Consider the following 25219-nt stretch of genomic DNA (forward strand, 5'->3'; position numbering starts at 1 on the left):
GAGGGCCTGGACCGGTCGACGCTCGCGCTGCACGCCGCGCAGACGGAGCCTGCTGGCCGCGGTGGCCGCGGTGAACCCGAACGTCGTGGTGGTGCTGTCGGCGGGCGGGGTGGTGGAGATGCCGTGGCTCGGCTCGGCGCGCGCCGTGGTGCACGGGTACCTGGCGGGGCAGTCCGGGGCGGGGGCGCTGCTCGACGTGCTGACGGGGGTGGTGAACCCCTCGGGCCGACTGGCCGAGACGGTCCCGGTGCGGCTGGCGGACACCCCGACCGCGGACACGTTCCCCGGTCGGCAGCGCACCGCGGAGTACCGCGAGGGCCTGTTCGTCGGGTACCGGTACTACACGACCGCGGGCGTGCCGGTGACGTTCCCGTTCGGGTTCGGCCTGTCGTACACGACGTTCGCGTACAGCGGTCTGGTCGCCACCCCGGACGCCGCGACCGTCACCGTGACCAACACCGGCCCGGTCGCCGGCGCGGACGTCGTCCAGGTCTACGTGCGGCGGCTCAGCCCGGGCGTGCACCGTCCGGACCGCACGCTGGCCGGGTTCGCCCGGGTCGAGCTCGCGCCGGGGGAGTCCACCACGGTCACGGTGCCGCTGGGTGACCGCGCGTTCCGGCACTGGGACGTGCGCACGGGCGCCTGGCAGGTGGAGCAGGGCGAGTTCGCCGTGCTGGCCGGCGCGCACGTGGACGATTTGCCGCTGTCCGCCACGGTCGCCGTGACCGGGACCATCCCGGCCGTCACCGACGACCCGGCGCCCGCGCGGTACCGGACCGGCGACGTGCGGGACGTGCCGGAGGCCGACTTCGCGGCCCTGCTCGGCCGGCCGGTCCCGACCGCCGCGTGGTCCGGTCCGCTCGGGGTGAACGACGCCCTGGGCCGGATGCAGACCGCCCGCTCCCCGCTGGCCCGGCTCGCGTACCGGGTGCTCGCGTTCCTGCGCGACCGGGCCGACCGTCGGGGCAAGCCGGACCTGAACATCCTGTTCCTGCTCAACATGCCGTTCCGCGCGATCGGGAAGATGACCGGCGGCGCGGTCAGCGCCGAGATGGTCGACGGCATCGTCCGGATCGTCAACGGCCAGTTCCTCGCCGGCGCCGGCGCCACGATCTGCGGGTTCGTCCGCAACCGCCGCGCCGACCGCCGCACCGCCCGCGCGCTCCGCGGCGACGCCTGACCTCCCGGAAGAGAGACCCGCTCGCATGCTCACCCGTGTCAAGGACGCCTGGGGCCGCTTCGCCGCGAAGCGCCCCGGCGTCGCCCAGTTCGTCGTGTTCCTGGTGCTGAGCAACGGCATCACCGCCCTGCAGCTCGCGCTGATGCCGCTGTCCAAGTGGGTGTTCGGCATGACGTCGCTGGTCGACACCACGTTCCAGGTCTGGCCCGTCGGGTCCAACCCGGACGGCTCGCAGTACTTCGTGTTCGACTACGCCGCGGGCGCGCTCCCGGCCGGCGGCGGCGGGCTCGCGTACTTCCTGGCGGTCCAGCTGACGCTCCTGGTGGCCCAGGTGATCAACTTCTTCGCCCAGCGGAGCATCACGTTCAAGTCGAGCTCGTCGGTCGGGAAGGCCGCGGCCTGGTACGCGATCGCCTACGTCGTGATCACGCTGCTCGCGGCGGCGCTGCAGGGCCTGTACAAGGCGCCGATCTACGACCTGCTCATCGACACGTGGGGCCTCGGCGGGGCCGGCGAGACCCTCGCCGACCTCGTCGTGGTGATCATCAACAGCGCCATCTCGTTCTGGGTGTTCTTCCCGATCTTCAAGGTCATCTTCCGGTCCGACCCCCTGACGGGCACGCCCGCCGCGGGGCTCGAGCCGACGGCGTCGCGCCCGGAGTGACGCCGGACACCCCCGGGGGTGGGAGGATCGAGGTCTAGCGGCCTCCGGGTCGGAGAGAGGCGGGCGGCATGGACCGCAACCCCCAGAGCTCGAGCCCCAGCATGCTGATCCTGCTCGTCGACCAGCAGCTCACGGAGTTCGCCCTGCACGCCGCCGCCACCCTGGGGAGGGCGTCGTCGTGCTCCATCACGATGGAGCTGGACGGGCACCCGAGACGCACCGCCAGCAGCGACCCCCTGTCCGCCGCGTGCGACGACATCGAGGTGGCGTCGGGAGCCGGGCCCTGCCTCGACGCGATGGTCACGCGCCAGGTGGTGATGGTGGACGACATCCTGCTCGAGCGGTCCTGGCCGGCGTGGACCCGGACCTCGGCCGCGGCCGGGTTCCGCTCCGCCGGCGCCTTCCCCGGGCACACGCAGTCCGGCGGCAGCGTGGCGGTCAACGTCTACCGGAACGAGGTCGGGCCCTGGCTGCGCGACGACGTCGTCCGGGCCGACATGTACGCGCAGCAGGTCGCCCGGGTGCTGGACCTGTGCCAGAACCTGGGCGCCCTCGAGAGCCAGCGCGCGGAGCTCGAGGACGCGATGCAGGCCCAGCGGTCCATCGACCACGCGATCGGCGCGGTGATGGTGAACAACCGGTGCGACGCGGCGACCGCGCTGATGCTCCTGCGCAACGGGGCCGCCAGCCAGAACGTGGAGCTGACCGAGGTCGCCGCGACCGTGCTGAAGTCGCTCGTGCCCCGGGACCCCGGGCCGGACGCCGACTGAGGCCCGCCCGCGGCGCCCCGGCGTGGGCACGTGGTGTCGCGGGGCCCGCGACGTCGGCCTCGGTGACGGCGCCGGGGCCCGCCGTCATCGAGGGGAACGCCCAGCGCTCGAGCAGCGCGTGCGACCGCACCCGCGGCCCGGACCCCGAGCCCCGGAGCAGCAGCCTCAGCCCCGCGAGAGGCTGCTGGCGCACCCCCGAGGCTCGCCCCGGTAGGCTGGACCCGCGCCGAACGGCCCCTCCGGGCCCGGCCGGCGCCGCACGGGTCGACGAGAACACCCACGGACGTGCCGGTCGCGATCTGCGCCGGGTCTCGACCACGCTTCTCGCCCGCCCCGCGCGCCTGTAGCTCAGGGGATAGAGCACCGCTCTCCTAAAGCGGGTGTCGGCAGTTCGAATCTGCCCAGGCGCACAGGTTGGTCGTGCACGTCGTGCCCGCGAGGTGCGGGCGGGGCCCGCACCGGCACCGAGCGAGGTCGCCGCCCCGCGGGAGCACGGGGCCGTCGGCAGCACGGGGCCGTCGTGGGCTCGGGCCAGGGCGCTGCACGACGGCACAGCAGGGCGCTCCGCACCGCACTCGCGGCGCGGATGCTGCGAAGGAGGAGATGTGGCAGGTCCAGGCCGACGTCGGTCCGCTGGTACGCGCCCGGACGGCGGCGCCCAGCGTCGCCGCGCGCCGCGCCGCACCGAGCAGGGGATGATCCCGGTGCTCGCCGAGGCCACCCGCGAGGTCGAGAGCGCCGTGCGGAAGTCGCCGATCCGGCCGTCCGTGCGGACGAAGTTCCAGGTCGTGGCGCTGCTGGTCCGCCAGGAGCGCGCCCGGGTGAACGCCGACGCCGAGCTCAGCGCGTCGAAGCGCACCGAGCAGCTCAAGCGGCTCGACGGGGTGGCGACGCAGCTGGCCCGGATCGCCGCGCGGGACACCTCGCTGCTGCAGCTGCTCGCCGAGGACGCCCGCGTCACCGACGCCGCCCGTGCCCTGAAGGCCACGATGATGCGCGCCGGCGGCCTGGAGCCGCCGGAGGAGGTCGCGCCGCCCGAGCCCGTCGCGCCGGCGCCCGGCGTCGACAACCGGGTGGTCCCGGTGTCGGTGCTGCAGCGCCAGCGGTCCAACCCGTTCCTCGCCCCGGACTTCGAGGCCGCGGCCGCCCGGGTCGCGGCGCGGCCCCGCCGGCTGGCCAACTGGGAGCTGCTCGAGCCGCTGTTCCGGTCCTTCGAGGTCGCCGCGACCGGTGCGCCCGCCTGCATGCCGCTGCCCGACGGCCACATGGTCCGCGGCCCGCACGGGCGGGAGCTGATGCCGCACCAGGCCCAGCTCGTCGCGGCCACGGCGGCCGGCCACCGCACGTTCCTGCTCGCCGACGAGCCCGGGCTCGGCAAGACCGCGCAGGCGCTGCTCGCCGCGCAGGCGGCCGACGCCTTCCCGCTGCTGGTCGTGGCGCCGAACGTGGTCAAGACCAACTGGGCGCACGAGGTCGGGCTGTGGACGCCGTTCCGCCGGTCCACCGTGGTGCACGGCGACGGCGACCGGGTCGACGGGTTCGCCGACGTGGTGATCGTGAACTACGAGATCCTCGACCGGCACGTCGGCTGGCTCGGGGACATGGGCTTCCGCGGCATGGTGGTCGACGAGGCGCACTTCATCAAGAACAAGAGCTCGCAGCGGTCCCAGCACGTCCTCGCGATCGCCGACCGGATCCGCGCCCGCACGGCCCGGCCGCTGATGATGGCGCTGACCGGCACGCCGCTGATCAACGACATCGAGGACTTCCGGGCGATCTGGCAGTTCCTCGGGTGGATCGACGACAAGAAGCCCGTGGGCGCGCTGCTGGCCGCGCTGGAGGAGACCGGGCTCACCCCGGCCGACCGCGGGTTCGCCGCCGCCGCGCGCGCCGCCGTGATCGACATGGGCATCGTGCGCCGCCGCAAGGTCGACGTGGTCGACGACATCCCCGCGCGCCGGGTGGCGGACCTGCCGGTCGAGCTCGACGGCGCGGCCGGCCGCTCGATCCGCGCCGCCGAGGTCGCGCTCACGCAGCGGCTGGTCGAGCGCTACCGGTACGCCGTCGAGGCGCGCGCCGCCGAGGGCGTCCCCGACGGGATCGACCTCGAGCTCGCCCGCCGGATCGCCGCGACGGAGCTCAAGGACTCGAGCGGCAAGACCAAGGGCGAGAACGTCTTCACCGTGATCCGCCGGATCGGCCAGGCGAAGGCCGGGCCCGCCGCGGACTACGCCGCGCAGCTCGCACGCAACGTCGGCAAGGTCGTGTTCTTCGCGAAGCACGTCGACGTCATGGACCAGGCCGAGCAGCTCTTCGCGGAGCGCGGCATCCGGTACGCCTCGATCCGCGGCGACCAGACGCCCAAGGTGCGCGAGCGGAACATCGCCGCGTTCGTCGAGGACCCCGAGGTGCAGGTCGTCGTCTGCTCGCTGACGGCCGCCGGCGTCGGGCTGAACCTGCAGGTCGCGTCCAACATGGTGCTGGCCGAGCTGTCCTGGACCGACGCCGAGCAGACCCAGGCGATCGACCGGATCCACCGCATCGGCCAGTCCGAGCCCGTCACCGCCTGGCGGATCATCGCCGCGCAGACCATCGACGCGAAGATCGCCGAGCTGATCGACAGCAAGTCGGGGCTGGCCGCGCGGGCGCTGGACGGGGCCGCGGACGAGGACGTCTCCTCGTCCGCGGACGTCCAGGTCGAGGCGCTGGTCGCGCTGCTCGCGGACGCGCTGGCCTCCGGGGCGGCCGCCTGACCGGGTGACCGGGCTCGCGGGGACCCGGTCCCGGGGACTCAGGCCGGGACGACCACGACCTTGCCCGTGAGCGTGCCGGCGGCCGCGCGGGCGTGCACCGTCGCGAGATCCGCCAGCGCGACGCGCTCGGCCACGTCGACCGTCAGCTCTCCGCGGTCGACGCGGGCGACGAGCTCCGACAGCTGCGCGACGTCGCTGCGCAGGTACAGGTCCACCCCCCGCACGCCGCGCCCCTCGTCGGCGGGCGCGGGCATCCAGACCGTGGTGCTGACCACGACGCCGCCGTCGCGGACCCGGCCGGCCAGCGCCGCGAACGCCTCCGGCTCGATCGGCGCGAGGTTGAGCAGGACGTCGACCGGCTCGGCCACCGCGGCGGTCACGTCGGTGGTCGTGTGGTCGACCACCTCGTCCGCGCCCGCCGCCGTGACGCTCGCGCTGCTGCGCGGGCCGGCGGTGGCGACGACGTGCGCGCCGATCGCCTTCGCCAGCTGGACCGCGTAGCCGCCCACGGCGCCGCCGGCCCCGTTGATCAGGATCCGCTGCCCGGGCCGCAGGGCGGCGTGGTCGACGAGGGCCTGCCACGCGGTGAGCCCGACGACGGGCAGCGCGGCCGCGTCGGCCAGCGGGATGCTCGTCGGCGCGGGCGCCAGGCGCTCGGCATCGACGACGACCTGCTCCGCCGCGGCGCCGTCGACGACGAACGGGAGGAACCCCAGCACGTCGTCCCCGACTGCGAGGCCGGTCACGCCGTCGCCGAGCGCGTCGACCGTCCCGGCGACGTCCACCCCCGGGACGTGCGGCAGGGTCAGCGGCATCGGGCCCTGCATGCGCCCGGCGCGGATGGTGCCGTCGATGCCGTTGAACGTCGTGCCCGCGACGCGCACCCGGACCTGCCCGGGACCGGGGACCGGCGTCTCGACGTCCTCGTACTGCAGGACCTCGGGGCCGCCGTACTCGTGGAATCGCACTGCCTTCATGGCTCTCACCTCTCGGGATCCGATACTTCGAACTTGAAGCAAGCGCGACGTTAGCAGTGCTACGAAGTCGAAGCAAGTGTTTGGAACCTGAAGCAACCCGTAGGCTCGGCGGCATGACGGACGACCAGCCGACCCTCGACCCGGTCCAGCTCGGGGCGTACTTCGCCCTGATGGAGGTGGCGGGCCTGCTGCGGCACGCGGTCGAGCAGCAGCTGCGCGAGGCCGGCGACCTCAGCTACGTGCAGTTCCAGCTGCTGGCGCGCCTGGGCCTCGACTCGCCGACGGGCAGCGAGCGCATGACCGACCTGGCCGACGGCGTCGTCTACAGCCGCAGCGGCCTGACGTACCAGGCGGGCCTGCTCGAGGCGGCCGGCCTGGTGACCCGGGCACCCTCGGCCGACGACGAGCGCGGGGTCACCGTCACGATCACCGGCGCCGGGCGGGAGCGGCTGGCCCAGGTCCTGCCCGGGCACACCGAGGTCGTCAGCCGGCAGCTGTTCCAGTCGCTGTCCGACGACGGCACCCGGGCGCTCGCCGGCCTGCTCGGGCCGGTGCGGGACCACATGCGGGCGTCGCCGCCCCGCTCGGCCACGCGCCGCCGGCGCTGAGCCGGCTCCGCGCGCGTCCTCGCCGCACTCCTCCTACCGTGGCCCGATGACGAGCCCCGCCGCCCGCATCGCCGACCGCCTCATCCGCGGCTACCAGCGCCGCCTGTCGCCCAGGAAGTCCTGGCACTGCGCCTACGGCGTGGCGCACGGCGACACCACCTGCTCCGCCGCGGTACGCCGCAACATCGCCACGCGCGGGGTCGTCCGCGCCATCCGGCCGAACGCGCTGCAGCTGCTCGCCTGCTACCAGGCGGCCACGATGCTCGCGCAGTCGGACGTGCGCGGGGTGTGCTGCTGCGGCGGCATCCCGATCCCCTTCCGCTTCTAGCCCCGTCCTAGCCCGGGTGCGGCCCGTCCAGCACGTGCGGGTCGCCCTGGAACTCGCGCAGCATCGCGCCAGGCTAGCGGGGCGCTGACCCAGCCGATTCTCGCTCCGCCGGCCGATGTCCCGGCTGGCGGAGCGAGAATCAGCCGGCGATCAGGCCGCGGCGCCCCGGATGCGCAGCACGGACCACGACACCGCCGGCAGCTCGACCAGCAGGACGCCGTCCTCGACCCGCGCGCTCGCGTTCGGCGTCGGCAGCACGCTCGTCGCGTCCTCCTGGGTCGCGCGCCAGTGCACGTCGTCGTGCGCGTAGGTCAGCGCCTCGACCAGCTCGACGGCGCCGACCCCGCGCAGGTCGACGCGCAGGGTGGTGGGGGCGTCCGTCGCGCGGTTCACCGCGAACACCGCGACCTCGCCCGTCTCGGCGTCGTGCGTCGCGACGGCGTCCACCAGGGACGACTCCCCGAACCGCGCGTTCGCGTACGTCGGCGCGTCGATCGCGACCCGCAGCACCTGGCCGCGGGCGTGCCGGGCGGTGAGCGCGAACGGGTGGAACGTGGTCTGCCGCCACGCCGCGCCGCCGGGCTCGGTCATGATCGGCGCGAGCGCGTTGACCAGCTGCGCCTGGCTCGCGGAGTGCACCCGGTCGGAGTTCCGCAGCAGCGAGATCAGCAGGTTCCCCACGACGACCGCGTCGGCGACGGTGTAGACGTCCTCCTCGATCCGCGGGGCGACCGGCCAGTCCTCGCCCTTGGGGAGCTTGGACTCGTCCTCGTGGTACCAGACGTTCCACTCGTCGAACGAGATCGCGATCTTCTTGGCGGACTTCCGCGCGGCGCCCACGGCGTCGGCGGTGGCGGCCACCGAGGCGACGAAGTGGTCCATGTCCTGCGCGGAGGCGAGGAACGACCCGAGGTCGCCGTCCTGCTCGCGGTAGTACGCGTGCGCCGAGATCATGTCGACCTGGTCGTAGGCCTCCTCGAGCACCTCGCGCTCCCACGCGCCGAACGTCGGCATCCCGGACGAGGACGACCCGCAGGCGACCAGCGTCAGGTCGGGGAACATCTGCCGCATGCCGCGGGCGGTCTCGGCGGCGAGCCGGCCGTACTCGCGGGCCGTCTTGTGCCCGAGCTGCCAGGGCCCGTCCATCTCGTTGCCGAGGCACCAGAAGGAGATGCCGAACGGCTCGTCGGCGCCGTTGGCGCGGCGCTGCTCCGCCCGGGCCGAGCCGCGGCGCTGGTTCGCGTACTCCAGCAGGTCGAGGGCCTCGGGCAGCCCGCGGGTGCCGAGGTTGACCGCCATCATCGGCTCGACGCCGGCGGCCTTCGTCCAGGCCATGAACTCGTGCAGGCCGAACGCGTTCGTCTCGGTGGAGTGCCACGCCAGGTCCAGCCGCTCGGGGCGGTCCTCGACGGGCCCGACACCGTCCTCCCAGTTGTACCCGGAGACGAAGTTGCCGCCCGGGTAGCGGACGGTGCTGATGCCCATCTCGCGGGCGAGGGCGAGGACGTCGCCGCGGAAGCCGTGCTCGTCGGCGGTGGGGTGCCCGGGCTCGTAGATGCCCGTGTAGACGCACCGGCCCAGGTGCTCGACGAACGTCCCGAACGTGCCGCGGCGCACGGGGGCGATCGTGAAGGCGGGGTCGATGACGACGGTGGCGGAGTGCATGGAGAGACCCTTCGTCCCGGAGGCGTTCAGCGTTGAACTACGACAGCGCCGCCGACTATAGTCCATCGTTGAACTAGGTGATGGTGCCGGGCGCGGGAGCGCGGTGGCGACCCGCCGCCCCGCAGCCGACCCTGGAGGCATGCCAGTGCACAGCCACGAGACCGTCAGCCCGCCGACCGGCGTCGTCCCCGCCCGGTTCCGCCCGCCGACCGGCGCGTCGACCGCCCGCACGGTCAGCCTGGACGGTCCCTGGCGGTTCCGGCTGTCGCCGACGGTCGACACCGGCGTCGACGCGAAGGACCCGGGCGACGGCTGGGACGAGATCGCCGTCCCCGGGCACTGGCAGCTGGCCGGCGCGCCCGACGCCTGGCCCTACGGCACCCCCGCGTACAGCAACAAGCTGTTCCCGTTCCCCATCGAGCCGCCGTTCGTGCCGGACGCGAACCCGACGGGTGAGTACCGCCGCACGATCGCGCTCCCCGCGGACTGGCCCGCAGACGGCCGCACCTACCTGCGGTTCGAGGGCGTCGACTCCTGGTTCCAGGTGGCGGTCAACGGCACCGTCGTGGCGACGTCGCACGGCTCCCGGCTGCCGACCGAGATCGACCTGACCGACGTGCTGCTGCCGGGCGAGAACCTGCTCGCGGTCCGGGTGACGCAGTGGTCGGCGATGTCGTACGTCGAGGACCAGGACCAGTGGTGGCTGTCGGGCATCTTCCGCAGCGTCGCGCTGGAGCACCGCCCCGCCGCCGGCATCGCGCACACGTCCGTCGTCGCGGAGTACGACGCCGCGACCGGCACCGGCACGCTGACCGTCGACGTGCCCGACGCCGCCCCCGGGACCCGCGTGGCCGTGCCCGAGCTCGGCCTGGACCTGGCGCCCGGCGAGACCGCGTCGGCCCCCGTCGAGCCGTGGAGCGCCGAGCGCCCGCGCCTGTACGAGGTCGTCGTCACCGCCCCCGGCGAGCGCGTCACCCTGCGCGCCGGCTTCCGCACGATCGCCATCCGCGACGGCGTGTTCCTGGTCAACGACGCCCCCGTGAAGCTGCGCGGCGTGAACCGGCACGAGTTCGACCCGCTGCGCGGCCGGACCGTCTCCCCGGAGCTGATGCTCGCCGACGTGCTGCTGATGAAGCGGCACCACGTCAACGCCGTGCGGACCAGCCACTACCCGCCGCACCCGCACTTCCTGGACCTGTGCGACGAGCACGGCCTGTACGTCGTCGACGAGAACGACCTCGAGACGCACGGGTTCGAGGACGAGCGCGGCTGGGAGGGCAACCCCGTCGACGACCCGGCGTGGGAGGGCGTCCTGGTCGACCGCGTGACCCGCATGGTCCGCCGCGACGCGCACCACCCGAGCATCGTCCTGTGGTCGCTCGGCAACGAGGCCGGCGCCGGGCGCAACATCGGCGCGATGGCGCGAGCAGTCCGGGCGCTCGACCCGACGCGGCCGATCCACTACGAGGGCGACTGGTCGTCGGACGACGTCGACGTCTACTCGCGGATGTACGCGCCGACCCAGGAGACGGCGCTGATCGGGCAGGGCGCCGAGCCGCCGCTGGCCCGCGCCGAGGCGGACGCGCGTCGCCGGCTGATGCCGTTCCTGCAGTGCGAGTACGCGCACGCCATGGGCAACGGCCCCGGCGGGCTGACCGACTACGACGACCTCTTCGACCGGTACCCGCGGCTGATGGGCGGGTTCATCTGGGAGTGGATCGACCACGGGCTCACGCGGCTCGACGCCGACGGCACCCCGTTCGCGGCGTACGGCGGCGACTTCGGGGAGCTGTTCCACGACGGCACCTTCGTCGCCGACGGCCTGGTGCTGCCGGACCGCACGCCGTCCCCGTCGCTGCGGGAGGCCGCGGCGGTGTTCGCGCCCGTGCGGCTGGACGTGACCGGGGACGGCGCGGCGCTGCTCGTGCGCAACCGGTACGCGTTCCGCGACACGTCGCACCTGACGTTCGAGTGGACGCTGACGCACGGGGCCGCGTCGCTGGCCTCGGGCGTGCTCGACCTGGGCGTGCTCCCGCCGGGTGCGTCGGTCGTGGTGACCCCGCCCGCGGACCTGCCGCTGCCCGCCGCCGACCACACGCCGACCTTCTGGACGCTGCGCGCCGTGCAGCACGAGGCCGACGCCCTGGACGCGCCGTGGTTCGACGGGCCGCTGCTGGTGGCGACCGGGCAGCTCGCGGTGGTGCCGGCGGTGCCGCTCGCCGCACCGGCCACCGGGGGAGCGGTGCGCGAGGACGACGGGTCGTTCACCGTCGGGCACGCGCGGTTCGACCGGAGGGGGTCGCTCGTCGAGCTGCACGGCCGCCGGGTCGCCGGGCTGCGCGTGGACGCCTGGCGCGCGCCGACCGACAACGACCGCCGCTCCGGCATGTGGATCGACCCGCCGGACGAGCAGGTCTGGAAGGAGAGCGGCCTGCACCTGCTGGCCGAGCGCACGATCTCCGCCGCGCTCTCCGACGACGGCGCGCTGGTGGTCACCGCCCGCACCGGTGGCCCGCGCACCCGCAACGGCTTCCGGACCACGTACACCTGGGCGTGCGACGCCGACGGCGCGGTCGACCTGCGGGTGCGGATCGTGCCCGAGGGCCGCTGGGACCAGAGCATCGCCCGGCTGGGGCTGCTGCTCACGCTCGAGGAGCCCGCCGCGTCCGACGTCGGGGTCCGCTGGTTCGGGCTCGGCCCGGACGAGTCGTACGCCGACTCGAAGAAGGCTGCGGTCGGTGGCGCGTACGAGCACACCGTCGCCGAGCTGCAGACCCGGTACACGCACCCGCAGGAGAACGGCGCGCGCCGCGGCGTCACGCACGCGGCGCTGACGTTCGCCGACGGCTCGGCGCTCACGCTGGACGCGGGGCCGACGTCGTACGGAGGCGTTGAGCGGGCGGGCGTCGAGCTGTCGCTGCGCCCCTGGTCCGACCGGGCGCTGGACCTCGCCGCGCACCCGCACGAGCTGACGCCCGACGGGCTGCTGCACGTGCACCTCGACGCGGCCCAGCACGGCCTCGGCTCGGCGGCCTGCGGCCCGGGCGTCCTCCCGAACGCGCAGCTGCGCCCGGCCCCTGCGGACCTCGCGCTGCGCCTCACGTCCCGCCCCGCGTAGCCGCCGGCGCGCCGAGACTGCGGCGTCTGCGGGGTTCCGCTCGCGCGAACCCCGCACCTGCCGCAGTCTCGGCGGAGCTCGGGCTCAGGGGCGGGCGCGGTGCGGGCCGGGGTGGCCGGCGCGGCGGATGCACCGCACCCCGGCACGCGGCATGGGCGCGGCGCAGCGGTCGTCGGCCCGCCGCCGGACCACCCACTCCGCCGAGTCGAACCCCGCGTTCCCGCGCGCGCGACGCAGTGCCGCGCGCAAGGCGAGGGCCGGGTCGGGGCCTTCCGGTCCCCAGCCCTGCTCCATGGCCGCCGTGACCTCGTCGCGGGAGAGCAGGGCCGCGAACGCCTCCTCCAGCACTCCGGCCGCGACCGCCGCACGCTGCAGGCCGACGGGTGCGGGCGGCGGCGTGTAGTCCCAGCCGTCGAGCCCGAGCTCCTCGGCCAGCACGTCGAACAGGCCGAGGGCGTCCCACAGCTGGGTCGCCTCCTCGCGGCTCAGTGCTCCGGAGCTGGTCAGGGCGGTCGCGAGGTCGTACACCTCGGCCCCACGGCGCGGACCGAGGCACAGGACGAAGATCGAGCCGCCGGCCTCGTCGACGCGGTAGACGACTCGCCGTTCCCGGTTGCTGACCTCCAGGGTGTTCCAGCCGACCAGCGACCGGTCGCGCCCCCGCGCCGACAGGGTGTGCGACCCGTCCGGCGCCGCGCAGAGCCCGACCACCTCGGCGAGGACCTCGACCCGCTCGCGCGGCGTGAGGTCCTCGAGCTGCTCGGCGAACCGGTCGGAGAAGGTCAGCTCGGCCTGGTCGTCGGGCAGGTGGCCGCCGGCCCTCACGCGCGCTCGCGCAGGCGCGCCGCGTGCTCGCGGACGACCGTCTCCTCCAGACCGAGCTGCGCGCACACCTCGGCGAGGGTCAGCCCGGCCTCCCGGTCGGCCGCCAGTGTCGCGTACGCCTCGACGACGGTCCGCACGCCCTCGCGCAGCCGACGCACGTCCTCGTCGAGCCGCTCCGCGGCGTCCACGACCGCGACCGGCCGGCCGAGGCTGGTCAGGACGACCCGGTGGTCGGCGGCGGCCGCGGCCACCGCGGACACGCCCTTGCGGGCTGCCGTCGAGACGGGCAGGCGGAGCATCGGCGTCGGCATCCTGCAACACTACACACCCGTGTGCAGTGTTGCAGGCGACTGCTGCCTTCGCCCTTCCGTGCTCCCGCGCGCCGAGATGGCAGTCCCCCCGTGGGGGCCTCGCGGCGTGCAGGCGGGAACTGCCATCTCGGCGGAGGTGGGAAGGGTGCGGTGTCGTGCCGCTGCGGCGGGGTCAGGCGTCGGCGGGGGCGGCCCGGCGGCGCCGTGCCATCCCGACCGGGGCCCCGCCGAGCAGCAACAGCCCCCCGGCCGTCGCGGCGCCGGTGCCGGGGCTGACGCCGGAATCCGCGAGCCGCGGGCCCGCCACGGCGGCCGGGGTCGCAGCCGTGGCCGCCGCGGCGACGGCCGCCGGGGCGGCGACGGCCGGTGCCGCCACCTCGACGTCGAGCCGCAGCACCCGCAGCAGCCCGTCGAGCCCCGTGCCGAGCGCGACCAGCGTGTGCGACCCGGTGAACGACGCGGGCACCTGGAACGACGCGACCGCGTACCCGCCCGCGTCGGCCGTGACCGGGGCGACGGCGAGCGGCTCGGAGTAGATGCCGAACGTGACCGCGGTGCCCGGGGCGAACCCGGCCGCGGCGAGCGCGAGCGCCTGGCCGGGTGCGACGGTCGCCGGCTGCGCGGTGACCGGCTCGGTGGCGGCGGGCGGCGTCGAGGGCAGCACGGGGGAGTAGCCCTGCGTGGCGGTCCGGGCGGTGGCGATCGCGGCGGTGGCGCTCGTCGCGCCGGCGGCCGCCCGGTCCTGCGCCTCGGTCGCCGCGAGCTCGGCGGCGTCCCGAGCGACGACGGCGTCCTGGACCTGGATCGTGACCAGGGAGGCCTCGGTGGCGGCGTCCTCGGCCGCTGCCTGAGCCGCCGCGTACGCCGTGCGTGCGAGGTCCAGCGCGACCTGGGCCGCCGCGCGTTCCTCGTCCGACGTGGCCTCGGCGAGGGCGGACATCGCCTGGTTCACCGCGCCCTCGGCCTCGTCCCGGGTCCGTGCGGCGTCCATGGACGCGATCGCCGCGCGCTGCTCGGCGACGAGCAGGTCGAAGAACGTCTGCTGGGCACGGGTGGCCGCGGCGCGGGCCTGGTCGGCGGCGGCCGCGTCGGCAGCAGCCTGGTCGGCGGCGGTCTGCGCGAGCGCCTGCTGCCGGGCCAGCTCTCCGGCGACCTCGTCCGCCGCCTGCTGCTGCTGGGTGTCGCGGGGCGGCTGGAACGTCGGCGGCGGCGTGAACACCACCCCCGGGACCCGCGGCACCACGAGCGGTGGCAGCATCGTCGTCGGCAGGAACCCGAACTGCCCCGCGGCGAACCCAGCCGGCACGCCGGGGTGGGTGACGACGATCCTGCCGTCGACGACCTGGACGTAGAGCCCTGCCGTGAGCGCACCGGCCGACGCGCTGGGTCCGGGGACCACGCCGTGCGCGTCGGGCACGGATCCCGTGCTGACCGTGGCGGCATCCGCGGACGCCGCCGTCGTGCTGGCCACCGCCCCGCCGAGGGTGAGGGTCGCGAAGCCGACGGCAAGCAGGCGCGTCAGGGCGCGGCGGTTCCGGAGCACGCGCGCCAGTGTGTCAGCGCCGCCACCGCCCCGTGAGGCCCACGCGGGTGAAGCCCGAGGTCAGCGTTCGACGAGGTGGAACGGTGTCGGGACGTGGCCGCCCTCGCCCTTCCGCGCGCCTACGAGCAGGTCGAGGATCAGCCCGGTCGACGCGGCCAGGCCCGGGTCGATGGTGGTGAGCGGCGGCACGAGGTACCCGCCCTCCTCGATGTTGTCGTAGCCGACCACCGCCACCGACTCCGGCACCGCGATCCGGTGGGTCGCGAGGGTGGACAGCGCGCCGAACGCCAGCGAGTCGTTGAAGCAGAACAGCGCGTCGAAGTCGACGCCGTCGGCGAGCAGCCGCTCGACGACGGCCGACCCCTCGGCGCGGTTGTAGGACCGGGTCTCGACCAGCAGCGCCGGGTCGGGCTCCAGCCCGGCGGCCGTCAGCGCCCGGCGGTAGCCCGCGAACCGCACCTGCCCGGTGGAGTCGTCGCCCTGCTGCAGCCCGATCGCCGCGATCCGCCGCCGGCCGTCCGCGAGCAGGTGCCGGGTCGCGACCTCGGCGGCCGCGGCGTTGTCGGGGCCGACGTGGGTGATCGTGTCGGAGGCGAGGGCCTCGCCGTGCTCGCCGATCAGGACCAGCGGGACGGTGCTGCGCCGGCGCTCGGTGTCCTCGCGGGTGAGCGCCAGCGGGCTGAACACCATCCCGTCGAGCGCGGGCAGGTTCTCGCACTCGAGCATCGCCAGCTCCACGTCGCGGTTGCCCTTCGACTGCGTGACCAGCACCGTCGACCCGCGGGCCTCGGCCGCGGACACGAACTCGGACGCGAACTCCGCGAAGTACGGCTCGCGCAGGCTCGGCACGCACAGCCCGATCAGCCCGCTGGACCCGCTGCGCAGCTGGCGCGCCGCGAGGTTCGGCCGGTAGCCGAGCTCGTCGATGGTGGCGAGGACCTTCTCGCGCACGGGGGCGCTGACCCAGCCGGTGCCGTTGACGACGTTCGAGACGGTCTTGGTGCTGACCCCCACCCGTTCCGCCACGTCGGCGAGCCGCACCCGGGCCATCGCGCTTCCCCCTCGTCGTCCAGCACACCGACCCGGCTCGTCCCGGTGCTCCGCCGTCGGAGCCGCCCGGAGTCAGGGTCGTCGCGCCGATGGTACCGGTGCGCGAGCCCGGGAGTTCAACGTCGAACTAGCCGGTCGCGACACGGCGTCCGGCTCCTATGCTCCGACCATGCCCGTGCGCACCACCCCGCTCCGGACCCGCATGTCCGGCCGCGACCCCGGCGAGGAGCGCCGCACCGCCACCCCGCTCGAGCTCCTGTTCGACCTGACCTTCGTCATCGCGTTCGGCCGCACCGCGGAGCAGCTGGCCGAGCTGCTCGCCGACGGCCACACCGATGCTGCGATCGCCGGCTTCTGCTTCGCGACGTTCGCGGTGTCGTGGGCGTGGATCAACTTCACCTGGTTCGCGTCCGCCTACGACACCGACGACTGGCTGTTCCGGCTCACCACGATGGTGCAGATGGTCGGCGTGCTCGTGCTGGCGCTCGGGGTGCCGCCGATGTTCGAGTCGCTGGCCGCGGGCGAGCACATCGACAACCGGGTGATCGTGCTCGGGTACGTCGTGATGCGGGTGCCGATGGTGCTGCAGTGGAGCCGGGCGGCGATCGCCGACCCTGCCCGGCGGCAGAGCGTCGCAGTCTTCATCGCCACCCTGCTGGCGTCGCAGGTCGGCTGGGTCGCGCTGGCGCTGGCCGACCTTCCGACCGTCACCACGTTCCTGCTGGTCCTCCCGCTGGTGCTGCTGGAGCTCGTCGGCCCGGCGGCAGCCGCCCGCGTGCACGGCGGCACCCCGTGGCACCCGCACCACATCGCGGAGCGCTACGGGCTGCTGGTCATCATCGCGCTGGGAGAGGGCGTCACCGGGACGACGTTCGCCCTGTCCGCGGTGATCGAGGAGACGGGGTGGTCGGTCGAGACGGCAGTGCTCGGGCTCGCGGGCGTCGCGCTCATCTTCGGGCTCTGGTGGGCGTACGACGTCATGCCCAGCGGCGAGCTGCTGCACGCGCGGCGGAGGCGGTCGTTCGCGTGGGGCTACGGGCACATCGTGCTGTTCGGCGCGATCGTCGCGACCGGGGCGGGGCTGCACGCCGCGGCGTTCTTCCTGCAGGACGAGGGCACGCTCTCGCTGGCGGGCACCGTGCTGGTCGTCGCGCTCCCGGTCGGCGTCTACGTCGTGACCGTGTCCGCGCTGTACACGTCGCTCAGCCCCACACCCGACCCGCGCCACCTCGCGCTGACCGCGGGGTCGGTGGCGGTCGTCGTCGGCAGCGTGCTGCTCGCCCGGGCGGGGGTGCCGCTGGTCTGGTGCCTGGTGCTGCTGGCCTGCACGCCGTGGGTGACGGTCGTCGGGCACGCCGTCGCCGGGAACCGCGTGGACGCCGGGGAGCGCGTCGCGGCCTGACCCGGTCGACGCGCGCATCGGCGCGCGCCGCCATACAGTCGCCGGAACCACCACGAGCACGGCGAGAGGGAGGCGAACCATGGGATTCCTGCGCAACGCGATGAAGAGCGGGCTCGCGCTGCAGGCGATGCGGATCGCCCGGCGGGAGATGGCCAAGCCGGAGAACCAGCGCCGGGCCAAGCAGCTGCTGCACAAGGTGACGAGCCGGGGCGGCTCGACCGCCCAGCGGTGAGCACGCACCACGAAGGGCGGACCCCCACGCGGGGATCCGCCCTTCGTCGTCCGGCGAGTCGTCAGCCCTGCGTCAGCGGGAACAGCGTCTCGTCGTCCTTGTACACGTCGGCCGCGTTCGCCTGCGTCACGATGACGGGCGTCAGCAGGAACGACGGCACGACCTTGACGCCGTTGTCGTAGGACTCGGTGTCGTTGATCTCCGGCTCCTCGCCCTTCTGCAGCGCCTGGATCTCCTTGATGGTCTGGGCGACCAGCTCGCGGGTGTCCTTGTAGATGGTCGAGTACTGCTCGCCGGCGACGATCGACTTCACCGACTCGACCTCGGAGTCCTGGCCGGTGACGACCGGGGTGTCCTTGCCGGCCTGGGCCACCGAGGTGAGCGCGGCGCGGCCGAGGGTGTCGTTGGGGGACAGGACTCCGTGCAGCTCGGTGTCGGCGTACGTGCCGGAGAGGATGGTGTCCATCCGCTTCTGCGCGTTCTCCGCCTTCCAGCCCTGGGTGGCGACCTGCTCGAACGACGTCTGGCCGGAGACGACCACGAGGGTGCCGTCGTCGATCTTCTGCTGCAGGACGCTCATGGCGCCCTCGAAGAACGGGGTCGAGTTGGCGTCGTCGGGAGAGCCGGCGATGAGCTCGATGTTGTACGGGCCCGCGCCCTTGCGCTCGGCCAGGCCCTCGAGGAGCGCCTCGCCCTGCAGGACGCCGACCTGGTAGTTGTCGAACGCCACGTACATGTCGACCGCGTCGGTGTTCTTGACCAGGCGGTCGTAGGCGATGACGGAGGCGCCGGAGTCGACCGCCGACTCCAGCTGCGAGCCGAGCTGGGACCCGTCGATCGCGCCGACGACGATGACGCTCGCGCCCTGCTCGGTCATGGCCTGGATCTGGTTCTGCTGCTCGGTCACGCCGCTGTTGGCGAACTGGACGATCGGGTCGAAGCCCGCCTCCTTCAGCCCGTCGTTGAACAGCTGCTCGGCGAGCACCCAGTTCTCGGAGGTCTTCTGCGGCAGCGCCACACCGATCGTGGCGTCGGCGGCGAACCCGCCGGCGGCCTCGGTGGACCCGGAGGTCTCCTCGGTGGTGGAACCGCCTCGCTCGGACGAGCACCCCGTGAGCAGCAGCGCTCCGGCGGCCCCGGCGGCGACGAGCGCCGCAGTCAGCTTCTTCATGGGTGGTGTCACTCTTCTCTCGGTTGGGCACCCGCCGTCGGGTGCGGTCGAGCGGTGCGCCGGGATCGGCACGGGGTGGGCTGGCTGGGGGTCAGTGCCGCGCGAGGGTCTCGTTCTGCGACACGGGGGCGGCGCCGCTGCCGACGTCGCTGTCGTCGCTCCCGGGCGTCGTGGGTGCGGTGCGCCGGGCGCCCTTGAGCAGCACCCCGACGATGGAGGGGCGGCCCTGGACCTTGTTGTAGACGTCGAACGCGACGGCGGCGAGCAGCACCAGGCCCTTGATCATCTGGGTGCTGTCGGAGCCGACGCCCATCAGCTGCAGGCCGTTGTTCAGCACGGCCATGACCAGGCCGCCGATCAGCGACCCGACGACGGTGCCGACGCCGCCGGAGACCGCCGCGCCGCCGATGAACACCGCGGCGATCGCGTCGAGCTCCCAGTTGGTGCCGTCGAACGGCCCGGAGGCGGTGGACCGGCCGATGAACACGATGCCGGCCAGGGCGGCGAGCACCGACATGTTCATCATCACGAAGAAGTTGGTCCGCCGGATGTTGACGCCGGACAGCGACGCCGCGACCTTGTTGCCGCCGACGGCGTAGACGTGCCGGCCGGTGATGGTGCGGCTGGAGACGAACCCGTACACCAGCACCAGGACCATGAGGATGACGCCCGAGATCGGGAAGGACGTCCCGACCCGGCCGCTGCCGAACAGGTAGGTGAGGTAGCCGATGACCACGGCCAGCGCCCCGACGCGGACCGCCGACACCCACATCGGGACGGGCGTCCCGCCGAGCCGGCGGGCCGAGCGCCGGCGGCGGACCTCGCCGTAGACGAGGGCGGCGACGGCGAGGATCCCGAGCAGCAGCGTCGAGTTGTTCAGGCCGGTGCTCGGGCCCCACTCGGGCAGGTAGCCCGCGCCGAGGAACTGGATCTCCTCCGGCACCGGGACGGTGTTGGACTTGCCGATGTACTGGTTGGCGCCGCGGAAGAACATCATCCCGGCGAGCGTCGTGATGAACCCGGGGATGCCGACGTAGGCGACCCAGACGCCCTGCCACGCGCCGATCAGGGCGCCGACGGCGAGCCCGAGCAGGATGCCGAGCCACCACGGGATGCCCCAGTCGCGGATGGACAGCGCCACGATGATGCCGACCACGGCCGCGACCGACCCGACGGACAGGTCGATGTGGCCGGCGATGATCACCAGGACCATGCCGATGGCCAGGATCAGCACGTACGAGTTGCCGTTGATGATGTTCTGCGCGTTCGTCGGCGTGAGCACCTTGCCGCCGGTGGCGAACTGGAACACGATCACGAGCGCGATCAGCGCGAACACCATGCCGAACTGGCGGGCCCCGCCGCCGAACAGCTGCTTGAGAGACGTCATCGTCTGCGGTCTTCCTTCGCTGGATCAGGTGGTGAGGGCGGGACTGGTGCCGGTCATGAGCCGCATCAGGGACTCCTGGTCGGCCTGCTCGCGGTCGAGGACGCCGGTGATCCGGCCCTCGAAGATCGTGTAGATCCGGTCGCAGAGCCCGAGCAGCTCCGGCAGCTCGGAGGAGATGACGACGACCCCCTTGCCGGCGTCGGCGAGGCGCTGCACGAGGCCGTAGATCTCGTACTTCGCGCCGACGTCCACGCCGCGGGTCGGCTCGTCGAGGATGAGCAGGTCCGGCTCGGGGAACATCCACTTGCCGAGCAGCGCCTTCTGCTGGTTGCCGCCGGACAGCTTGGCGACGCCCTCGCGCACCGACGGCGTCTTGATGTTGAGCGACTTCCGGTAGTGCTCCGCCGCCAGGAACGCGGTGTCGCTGTCGAGCACCCGGCGCTTGGTGATCCGGCGCAGGTCGGCGGACACGATCGTGTCGAGGATGCTGTCCAGCAGGTTGAGGCCCTGGATCTTCCGGTCCTCGGGGACGTAGGCGATCTTGTGGTCGATGGCCTGCTGCACGGTGTGCAGCTCGACCGGCTTGCCGTCGATGACGATCTGCCCGCCGCGGTACCGCCCGTACGACCGGCCGAACAGGGACCGCGCGAGCTCGGTGCGGCCGGCGCCCATGATGCCCGCGAACCCGACGATCTCCCCGTGCCGCACGTGGAACGTCGAGCCCTTGCACACCAGCCGGCCGGGGACCTGCGGGTGCTCGACGGTCCAGTCCCGGACCTCGAAGAACGTCTCCCCGATGTGCGGCGTGTGGTCGGGGAACCGGTGGTCGAGCGACCGGCCGACCATGCCGCGGATGATCCGGTCCTCGTCGACCTCGCCCGCCGCGGCGTCCAGCGTCTCGACGGTGCGGCCGTCCCGGATGATCGTGATGGAGTCGGCGACGGCGGCGATCTCGTTGAGCTTGTGGCTGATCATGATGCTGGTCATGCCCTGCGCCCGCAGGCCGCGCAGCAGGTCCAGCAGGTGCGCCGAGTCCTCCGCGTTCAGGGCCGACGTCGGCTCGTCGAGGATGAGCAGCCGCACGTCCTTGGCCAGCGCCCGGGCGATCTCCACCAGCTGCTGCTGGCCGACGCCGATGTTCTTCACCTGCTCGTCGGGGGAGGTGGTCAGGCCGACCCGGGCCAGCAGCTCGGCGGAGCGCAGCCGGGCGCTGTCCCAGTCGATGCCGAACGGCCCGGAGGTCTCGTTGCCGAGGAAGATGTTCTCCGCGATCGACAGCTCGGGGATGAGCGCCAGCTCCTGGTGGATGATCACGATGCCGGCGCGCTCGCTGGACTTGATGTCCTTGAACCGCACCTCCTCGCCCTGGTAGACGATCTCGCCGTCGTAGGTGCCGTGCGGGTAGACCCCGGACAGGATCTTCATCAACGTCGACTTGCCGGCGCCGTTCTCGCCGCAGATCGCGTGGATCTCGCCCTCGTGCACGACCATCCGGACCTGGTCCAGCGCCTTGACGCCGGGGAAGGTCTTGGTGATCGACCTCATCTCGAGGACGACGGGGGTGTCCGTCATGCGGTGCCCTGCTCTCGTGTGCCGCGCTGCACGACCGGCGCCGGTGCCGGTCTGCCGAGCTCGTCTGGACGCTAGGACCGCCGTCACCTACGCGTCAACCTCTGAAGGCAAGATGGCGCGACTGCGTTACTGATTCGCAACCAACCGGCCGCGCGGCGCTGTTGTAGCCGTGGTTCGTGACCCTCAGTCACGCCTCCCGGTCGTGCACCGGCGTTTGCCGACAACTAGTGAAGGCAAATCCGGGCCGGGGCTGAAGCCAATCAGCGCGTCGCCCACGCCGGTCGAACCGGTCGCGTGGCGCCGGCGATGGCGCCGATGATCTCCTCCGGCGCCGAGGTGCCGGCGTCGAACGAGCCGTTGTTGCGGCCGTGCCGCAGCACCTCGATCCGGTCGGCCACGGCGCGCAGGTCGGCCAGGTTGTGGCTGATGATCACCACGCCGAGCCCCATCGCGCGGAGCCGCTCGATCAGGGTCAGCACCTCGGCCGTCTGCACCACGGAGAGCGCGGCCGTCGGCTCGTCGAGCACCAGGATCCGCGGCCGGGTGGTCAGCGTGCGGGCGATCGCGACGGCCTGCCGCTGCCCGCCGGACAGCTCGCGCACCGGCGTCCGCACCGACGGCACGGTGATGGTCAGGTCGCGCAGGATCTGCGCCGAGGCCAGCTCCATGCCGTCGATGTCCATCGGGCTGTGCCGGGACGCGCGCAGCTCGCGGCCCAGGAAGATGTTGGCCGCGACGCTGAGGTTCTCGCAGAGCGCGAGGTCCTGGAACACCGTCGAGATGCCCAGCGCGTGCGCCGCCGCCGGGTTCGGGATGGTCACGGGCTCGCCCGCGAGCTCGACCACGCCGCTGTCGGGCTGCAGCACGCCCGAGACGATCTTCGCGAGCGTCGACTTCCCCGCCCCGTTGTCGCCGACCAGCGCCACCACCTCGTGCGCGTGCAGCCGCAGGTCCACGTCGGTCAGCGCCTCCACCGCGCCGAACCGCTTGGTGACCCGCCGGACGTCGAGCAGCGGCGGGCTGTCCGCCCGCGCCCGGTCCTGCGTCATCGTCGCCTCCACGTCGAGTGCCACGCGCTCAGTCTCCGTCCGGGCGGTCGAACCAGTGCGTCGTCGCACGGGTGTTCTCGAGGACCAGCAGCACCGCTCCCATCACCTCCGCGCGGGCGCCGAGCTCGGCGGCGACCACCTCCAGCGGCGCGATGTGGTTCAGCGGCACCCGCCGGCGGATCGCCTCGCGCATCGGGCCGATGAGCAGCTCGCCCGTCTCCGCGAGCTCCCCGCCGACCACCACGCACTGCGGGTTCACCGCGATGGCCAGGCCTGCGACGACGGCGCCGATGGTCGCGCCCGCGTCCTCGACCACCTGCCGGCAGCCCGGGTCGCCGTCCAGCGCCAGGGCGACGATGTCCCGCAGCGTCAGCGAGCCGCGGCTCGCGCGCAGCACCTCGATCAGCGCCGGCGCCCCCACCACGGTGTTCAGGCAGCCCCGGCTCCCGCACAGGCAGACCACCCCGGCCGCGTCGACCTGCACGTGCCCGATCTCCCCGGCCGTCCCGGCGAACCCCCGGTGCACGCGCCCGGCCAGCGACACCCCCGCGCCCGTGCCGTGCGAGGCCCGCACGTACACGGAGTCCTGGAAGTGCCGCGAGGCGCCGAGCCGGCTCTCCGCCAGCGCGCCGAGGTTCGCGTCGTTGTCGACGAACACGGGCACGCCCAGCCGCTTGGACATCACCTGCGCGACCGGTGCGTCGTCCCAGCCCCGCAGGATGCCCGGCACCGACACCGCCCCGGTGGCGGCGTCGACGGGCGCGGGCACGCCGATCCCGATGCCGAGCAGCTCCTGCAGGCTCGACCCGACCCGCTCCAGCAGCTCGACGATCAGCAGCGCGGCACGGTCGAGGCTGGTGTCGGCGCGGTGCTCGTGCGGGAGCGGCAGCGCCTGCTCGACCAGCACCTGGTGCGCGGAGTCGGCCAGGGTGATCGCCATGTGCCGGGTGCCGACGTGCACGCCGGCGGCGACGCCGGTCCGGTGCACCATCGTCACCTGCATGGCGCGGCGGCCGTTGTGGATGGTGGCGCGGACGTCGACCTCGCCGGCGGCCTGCAGCTCGCGGACGATGTTGGAGACCGTCGCGGCGCTCAGGCCGGTGGTGGCGGCGAGCTCGACCTGGGTCAGGCCCCCGTAGCGGCGGATGGTGTCGACGACGGTGGCGCGGTTGGCCTCGCGCAAGGCGGTCTGGGAGCCGGCCATGGTGGGCAGCCTCCCGTCGTCGCGATGATGCCTCTGCCGGGGGCAGGGTACTCCGGGGCGGGGCCGCGAAGAGGATCCCGGCGCACAGCCGGCGCCGAGGGCGATGGGATCAGCTCGTCCAACCACGCGCGCAGCTCCGCGTCCGTCGAACGACCGGCCTCCTGCACGAGGTCCCGCGCGCGCTGGTGGTTGCCGGCGAACCGCAGCCGGTCGTCCCAGTCGCTCGCGTACTCGCGCACGGCTTCCACGAGGTCGTCCAACGCGGCGCTGCTGCTGGCTCCGGTCCCGGACAACGGCATGCCGTGGATGAATGCCGCCCACTCACCCGCCTCGTGGACGAGCTCCACGTCGAGACGCGCGTCGTCGACCGGACTCACGTCTCCGCTGCGTTCCACGCGAGCGACCGTACGGCCGTGACGCATCTGAGTGGCGACCGTGACGAGCACCCAGGACCCGCCCGCCCGGCTGGTAGGCGGGCGGAGGTCGTCCGGAACCACGCCCGGCCGACGGCCCGCTACCGTCGACGCGTGCCGCCAGCTGACACCGACCCGCGCGAGGTGCTGCGCCGCGCCGATCGCCGGGCCCGCCGGCGGGAGGTGCCCGTGGCCGTCGCGACCGTCGTGCTCGGCGTGCTCGGGGCGTCGGCCGGCTGGGGCGAGGAGGCGCTGGGCGTCGGCATCGGGTCGTGGCTCGCCGGCGTGGGCGTCCTGCTATGGATCGGCCGGGTGCTCCGAGACCGGGAGGAGCGCGGTACCGGTCCGCGCGGCCGCCTCGTGACGCGCACGCTGGACGGGGAGCGTGCGACGGTGCTGCACCAGCACCCGGCCCGGCACTTGTTCGCCGCCGTGTTCGCCGCGTACGCGACGGTGCCGTTCGCGGCTCCGCTCGTCGCGGCCTGGTTCCGGTCGGACGAGTCGCGGCTCGGCGCCGCCGCGATGCTCGGGGTGCTGCTCATGACCGTCGGCCTGGTGGTCGGCGGGCAGGTGCGGCGGGCGCGGCGTGCCGGGGTGTGGCTGACACCGACCGCCCTGGTCGTGCGCGAGCGCGACGTGACCAGCCGGGCGGCGTGGGCCAACGTCCGCTGGATCTCGGAGCCCTCGGAGTCGACGGCGACGGTGACGGCGGTGGTGTTCGACCGGTCAGCCGTCTCGGTCGTCGCGCGGCGGCGCCGGGAGCAGAAGTTCCGGGCGATGTTCGGCGACGTCATCGTCCCGACCCGGTCGCTCGTGCTCGACGCGGACGAGCTCGTCGGGCTGCTGCGGACGTGCATGGCACCCGGCGTCGCCGACCGGCTGGGGACGGAGGCCGGACTGATGCTGGTCCGGGGCGCGCACCGCCCCGACACCTCGGTCAGCCGCTCCTGGACGTGACGACGCGAGCCACCCCGACGGCTCGGGATGGCTCGCGTCG

The 25219-nt window shown here is 73.8% G+C and carries 21 protein-coding genes and 1 tRNA gene; 11 read left to right on the plus strand and 11 right to left on the minus strand.

What is annotated here, in order from left to right:
* The first annotated feature begins 70 nt into the window (after positions 1-70).
* From ACWPWW_RS14430 to ACWPWW_RS14450, 5 genes are all read left to right on the plus strand, one after another.
* The gene (locus ACWPWW_RS14430) at positions 71-1180 is read left to right on the plus strand and encodes a fibronectin type III-like domain-contianing protein (RefSeq protein ID WP_454051043.1); all 1110 of its coding nucleotides are present in this window, start codon (positions 71-73) and stop codon (positions 1178-1180) included.
* A 25-nt stretch (positions 1181-1205) separates the two neighbouring features.
* The gene (locus tag ACWPWW_RS14435; protein ID WP_454051044.1) at positions 1206-1844 is read left to right on the plus strand and encodes a hypothetical protein; all 639 of its coding nucleotides are present in this window, start codon (positions 1206-1208) and stop codon (positions 1842-1844) included.
* Positions 1845-1912: 68 nt separating this feature from the next.
* On the plus strand, positions 1913-2614 hold the full coding sequence (locus ACWPWW_RS14440) for a GAF and ANTAR domain-containing protein (RefSeq protein ID WP_454051045.1): 702 nt from the start codon (positions 1913-1915) through the stop codon (positions 2612-2614).
* A gap of 337 nt (positions 2615-2951) precedes the next feature.
* Positions 2952-3024, plus strand: a tRNA-Arg gene (locus ACWPWW_RS14445).
* A gap of 285 nt (positions 3025-3309) precedes the next feature.
* Positions 3310-5367, plus strand: a complete 2058-nt coding sequence (locus ACWPWW_RS14450; protein WP_454051046.1) for a DEAD/DEAH box helicase — start codon at positions 3310-3312, stop codon at positions 5365-5367.
* A 38-nt stretch (positions 5368-5405) separates the two neighbouring features.
* Here ACWPWW_RS14450 and ACWPWW_RS14455 read toward each other — a convergent pair whose 3' ends face one another.
* Positions 5406-6344 (minus strand): NADP-dependent oxidoreductase, encoded by a 939-nt coding sequence (locus ACWPWW_RS14455; protein WP_454051047.1) that lies wholly within the window; start codon positions 6342-6344, stop codon positions 5406-5408.
* A 113-nt stretch (positions 6345-6457) separates the two neighbouring features.
* Here ACWPWW_RS14455 and ACWPWW_RS14460 point away from each other — a divergent pair, with 113 nt between their 5' ends.
* Entirely contained in the window at positions 6458-6952 is a 495-nt protein-coding gene (locus tag ACWPWW_RS14460) for a MarR family winged helix-turn-helix transcriptional regulator (protein ID WP_454051048.1), read from the plus strand.
* Positions 6953-6998: 46 nt separating this feature from the next.
* Positions 6999-7280: a membrane protein insertion efficiency factor YidD gene (gene yidD, locus ACWPWW_RS14465; RefSeq protein ID WP_454051049.1), complete on the plus strand. Its 282-nt coding sequence runs from the start codon at positions 6999-7001 to the stop codon at positions 7278-7280.
* A 150-nt stretch (positions 7281-7430) separates the two neighbouring features.
* Here yidD and arfA read toward each other — a convergent pair whose 3' ends face one another.
* Entirely contained in the window at positions 7431-8945 is a 1515-nt protein-coding gene (gene arfA / locus ACWPWW_RS14470; protein ID WP_454051050.1) for an arabinosylfuranosidase ArfA, read from the minus strand.
* 139 nt (positions 8946-9084) lie between these two features.
* Here arfA and ACWPWW_RS14475 point away from each other — a divergent pair, with 139 nt between their 5' ends.
* Complete coding sequence (locus ACWPWW_RS14475; protein ID WP_454051051.1) at positions 9085-12063, plus strand: glycoside hydrolase family 2 TIM barrel-domain containing protein; 2979 nt, start codon at positions 9085-9087, stop codon at positions 12061-12063.
* 84 nt (positions 12064-12147) lie between these two features.
* Here ACWPWW_RS14475 and ACWPWW_RS14480 read toward each other — a convergent pair whose 3' ends face one another.
* The 4 genes from ACWPWW_RS14480 to ACWPWW_RS14495 form a co-directional block, all read right to left on the minus strand.
* Positions 12148-12888 carry a type II toxin-antitoxin system RelE family toxin gene (locus ACWPWW_RS14480; RefSeq protein WP_454051052.1) on the minus strand — a complete coding sequence of 247 codons (741 nt, stop codon included), beginning with the start codon at positions 12886-12888 and terminating at the stop codon, positions 12148-12150.
* Positions 12885-13199 (minus strand): hypothetical protein, encoded by a 315-nt coding sequence (locus ACWPWW_RS14485; protein WP_454051053.1) that lies wholly within the window; start codon positions 13197-13199, stop codon positions 12885-12887. Before ACWPWW_RS14485 ends, ACWPWW_RS14480 begins: the two co-directional genes overlap by 4 nt.
* A 172-nt stretch (positions 13200-13371) precedes the next feature.
* Positions 13372-14742 (minus strand): hypothetical protein, encoded by a 1371-nt coding sequence (locus tag ACWPWW_RS14490; RefSeq protein WP_454051054.1) that lies wholly within the window; start codon positions 14740-14742, stop codon positions 13372-13374.
* 60 nt (positions 14743-14802) lie between these two features.
* Entirely contained in the window at positions 14803-15792 is a 990-nt protein-coding gene (locus ACWPWW_RS14495) for a LacI family DNA-binding transcriptional regulator (RefSeq protein ID WP_454051055.1), read from the minus strand.
* A 169-nt stretch (positions 15793-15961) separates the two neighbouring features.
* Between ACWPWW_RS14495 and ACWPWW_RS14500 the strand changes: the two genes are divergently transcribed.
* Complete coding sequence (locus tag ACWPWW_RS14500) at positions 15962-17194, plus strand: low temperature requirement protein A (RefSeq protein ID WP_454051056.1); 1233 nt, start codon at positions 15962-15964, stop codon at positions 17192-17194.
* A gap of 79 nt (positions 17195-17273) precedes the next feature.
* The gene (locus ACWPWW_RS14505; protein WP_454051057.1) at positions 17274-17426 is read left to right on the plus strand and encodes a hypothetical protein; all 153 of its coding nucleotides are present in this window, start codon (positions 17274-17276) and stop codon (positions 17424-17426) included.
* Between the two features lie 61 nt (positions 17427-17487).
* Here ACWPWW_RS14505 and ACWPWW_RS14510 read toward each other — a convergent pair whose 3' ends face one another.
* The 5 genes from ACWPWW_RS14510 to ACWPWW_RS14530 all read right to left on the minus strand — a co-directional run bounded on the left by ACWPWW_RS14510 (position 17488) and on the right by ACWPWW_RS14530 (position 23809).
* Positions 17488-18597, minus strand: a complete 1110-nt coding sequence (locus tag ACWPWW_RS14510; protein ID WP_454051058.1) for a substrate-binding domain-containing protein — start codon at positions 18595-18597, stop codon at positions 17488-17490.
* A gap of 91 nt (positions 18598-18688) precedes the next feature.
* Positions 18689-19984: a multiple monosaccharide ABC transporter permease gene (gene mmsB / locus ACWPWW_RS14515; RefSeq protein ID WP_454051059.1), complete on the minus strand. Its 1296-nt coding sequence runs from the start codon at positions 19982-19984 to the stop codon at positions 18689-18691.
* Positions 19985-20008: 24 nt separating this feature from the next.
* The gene (mmsA, locus tag ACWPWW_RS14520; RefSeq protein WP_454051060.1) at positions 20009-21556 is read right to left on the minus strand and encodes a multiple monosaccharide ABC transporter ATP-binding protein; all 1548 of its coding nucleotides are present in this window, start codon (positions 21554-21556) and stop codon (positions 20009-20011) included.
* Between the two features lie 260 nt (positions 21557-21816).
* The gene (locus ACWPWW_RS14525) at positions 21817-22605 is read right to left on the minus strand and encodes an ATP-binding cassette domain-containing protein (protein ID WP_454051832.1); all 789 of its coding nucleotides are present in this window, start codon (positions 22603-22605) and stop codon (positions 21817-21819) included.
* 28 nt (positions 22606-22633) lie between these two features.
* Positions 22634-23809, minus strand: coding sequence for an ROK family transcriptional regulator (locus ACWPWW_RS14530; RefSeq protein ID WP_454051061.1), 1176 nt, complete (start codon positions 23807-23809; stop codon positions 22634-22636).
* Between the two features lie 527 nt (positions 23810-24336).
* On the opposite strand from ACWPWW_RS14530, the gene ACWPWW_RS14535 reads away from it, so the two are divergent.
* Entirely contained in the window at positions 24337-25179 is an 843-nt protein-coding gene (locus ACWPWW_RS14535; protein ID WP_454051062.1) for a hypothetical protein, read from the plus strand.
* Positions 25180-25219 lie beyond the last annotated feature (40 nt).

The organism is Cellulomonas sp. Marseille-Q8402 (assembly GCF_965119525.1).

Excerpts from the sequence above, each read along its gene's own strand:
- ACWPWW_RS14435 (WP_454051044.1), top strand. The coding sequence starts at position 1,206 with ATGCTCACCCGTGTCAAGGACGCCTGGGGCCGCTTCGCCGCGAAGCGC.
- ACWPWW_RS14440 (WP_454051045.1), top strand. The coding sequence starts at position 1,913 with ATGGACCGCAACCCCCAGAGCTCGAGCCCCAGCATGCTGATCCTGCTC.
- ACWPWW_RS14450 (WP_454051046.1), top strand. The coding sequence starts at position 3,310 with ATGATCCCGGTGCTCGCCGAGGCCACCCGCGAGGTCGAGAGCGCCGTG.
- ACWPWW_RS14455 (WP_454051047.1), bottom strand. The coding sequence starts at position 6,344 with ATGAAGGCAGTGCGATTCCACGAGTACGGCGGCCCCGAGGTCCTGCAG.
- ACWPWW_RS14460 (WP_454051048.1), top strand. The coding sequence starts at position 6,458 with ATGACGGACGACCAGCCGACCCTCGACCCGGTCCAGCTCGGGGCGTAC.
- yidD (WP_454051049.1), top strand. The coding sequence starts at position 6,999 with ATGACGAGCCCCGCCGCCCGCATCGCCGACCGCCTCATCCGCGGCTAC.
- arfA (WP_454051050.1), bottom strand. The coding sequence starts at position 8,945 with ATGCACTCCGCCACCGTCGTCATCGACCCCGCCTTCACGATCGCCCCC.
- ACWPWW_RS14475 (WP_454051051.1), top strand. The coding sequence starts at position 9,085 with ATGCCAGTGCACAGCCACGAGACCGTCAGCCCGCCGACCGGCGTCGTC.
- ACWPWW_RS14485 (WP_454051053.1), bottom strand. The coding sequence starts at position 13,199 with ATGCCGACGCCGATGCTCCGCCTGCCCGTCTCGACGGCAGCCCGCAAG.
- ACWPWW_RS14495 (WP_454051055.1), bottom strand. The coding sequence starts at position 15,792 with ATGGCCCGGGTGCGGCTCGCCGACGTGGCGGAACGGGTGGGGGTCAGC.
- ACWPWW_RS14500 (WP_454051056.1), top strand. The coding sequence starts at position 15,962 with ATGCCCGTGCGCACCACCCCGCTCCGGACCCGCATGTCCGGCCGCGAC.
- ACWPWW_RS14505 (WP_454051057.1), top strand. The coding sequence starts at position 17,274 with ATGGGATTCCTGCGCAACGCGATGAAGAGCGGGCTCGCGCTGCAGGCG.
- ACWPWW_RS14510 (WP_454051058.1), bottom strand. The coding sequence starts at position 18,597 with ATGAAGAAGCTGACTGCGGCGCTCGTCGCCGCCGGGGCCGCCGGAGCG.
- mmsB (WP_454051059.1), bottom strand. The coding sequence starts at position 19,984 with ATGACGTCTCTCAAGCAGCTGTTCGGCGGCGGGGCCCGCCAGTTCGGC.
- mmsA (WP_454051060.1), bottom strand. The coding sequence starts at position 21,556 with ATGACGGACACCCCCGTCGTCCTCGAGATGAGGTCGATCACCAAGACC.
- ACWPWW_RS14525 (WP_454051832.1), bottom strand. The coding sequence starts at position 22,605 with ATGACGCAGGACCGGGCGCGGGCGGACAGCCCGCCGCTGCTCGACGTC.
- ACWPWW_RS14530 (WP_454051061.1), bottom strand. The coding sequence starts at position 23,809 with ATGGCCGGCTCCCAGACCGCCTTGCGCGAGGCCAACCGCGCCACCGTC.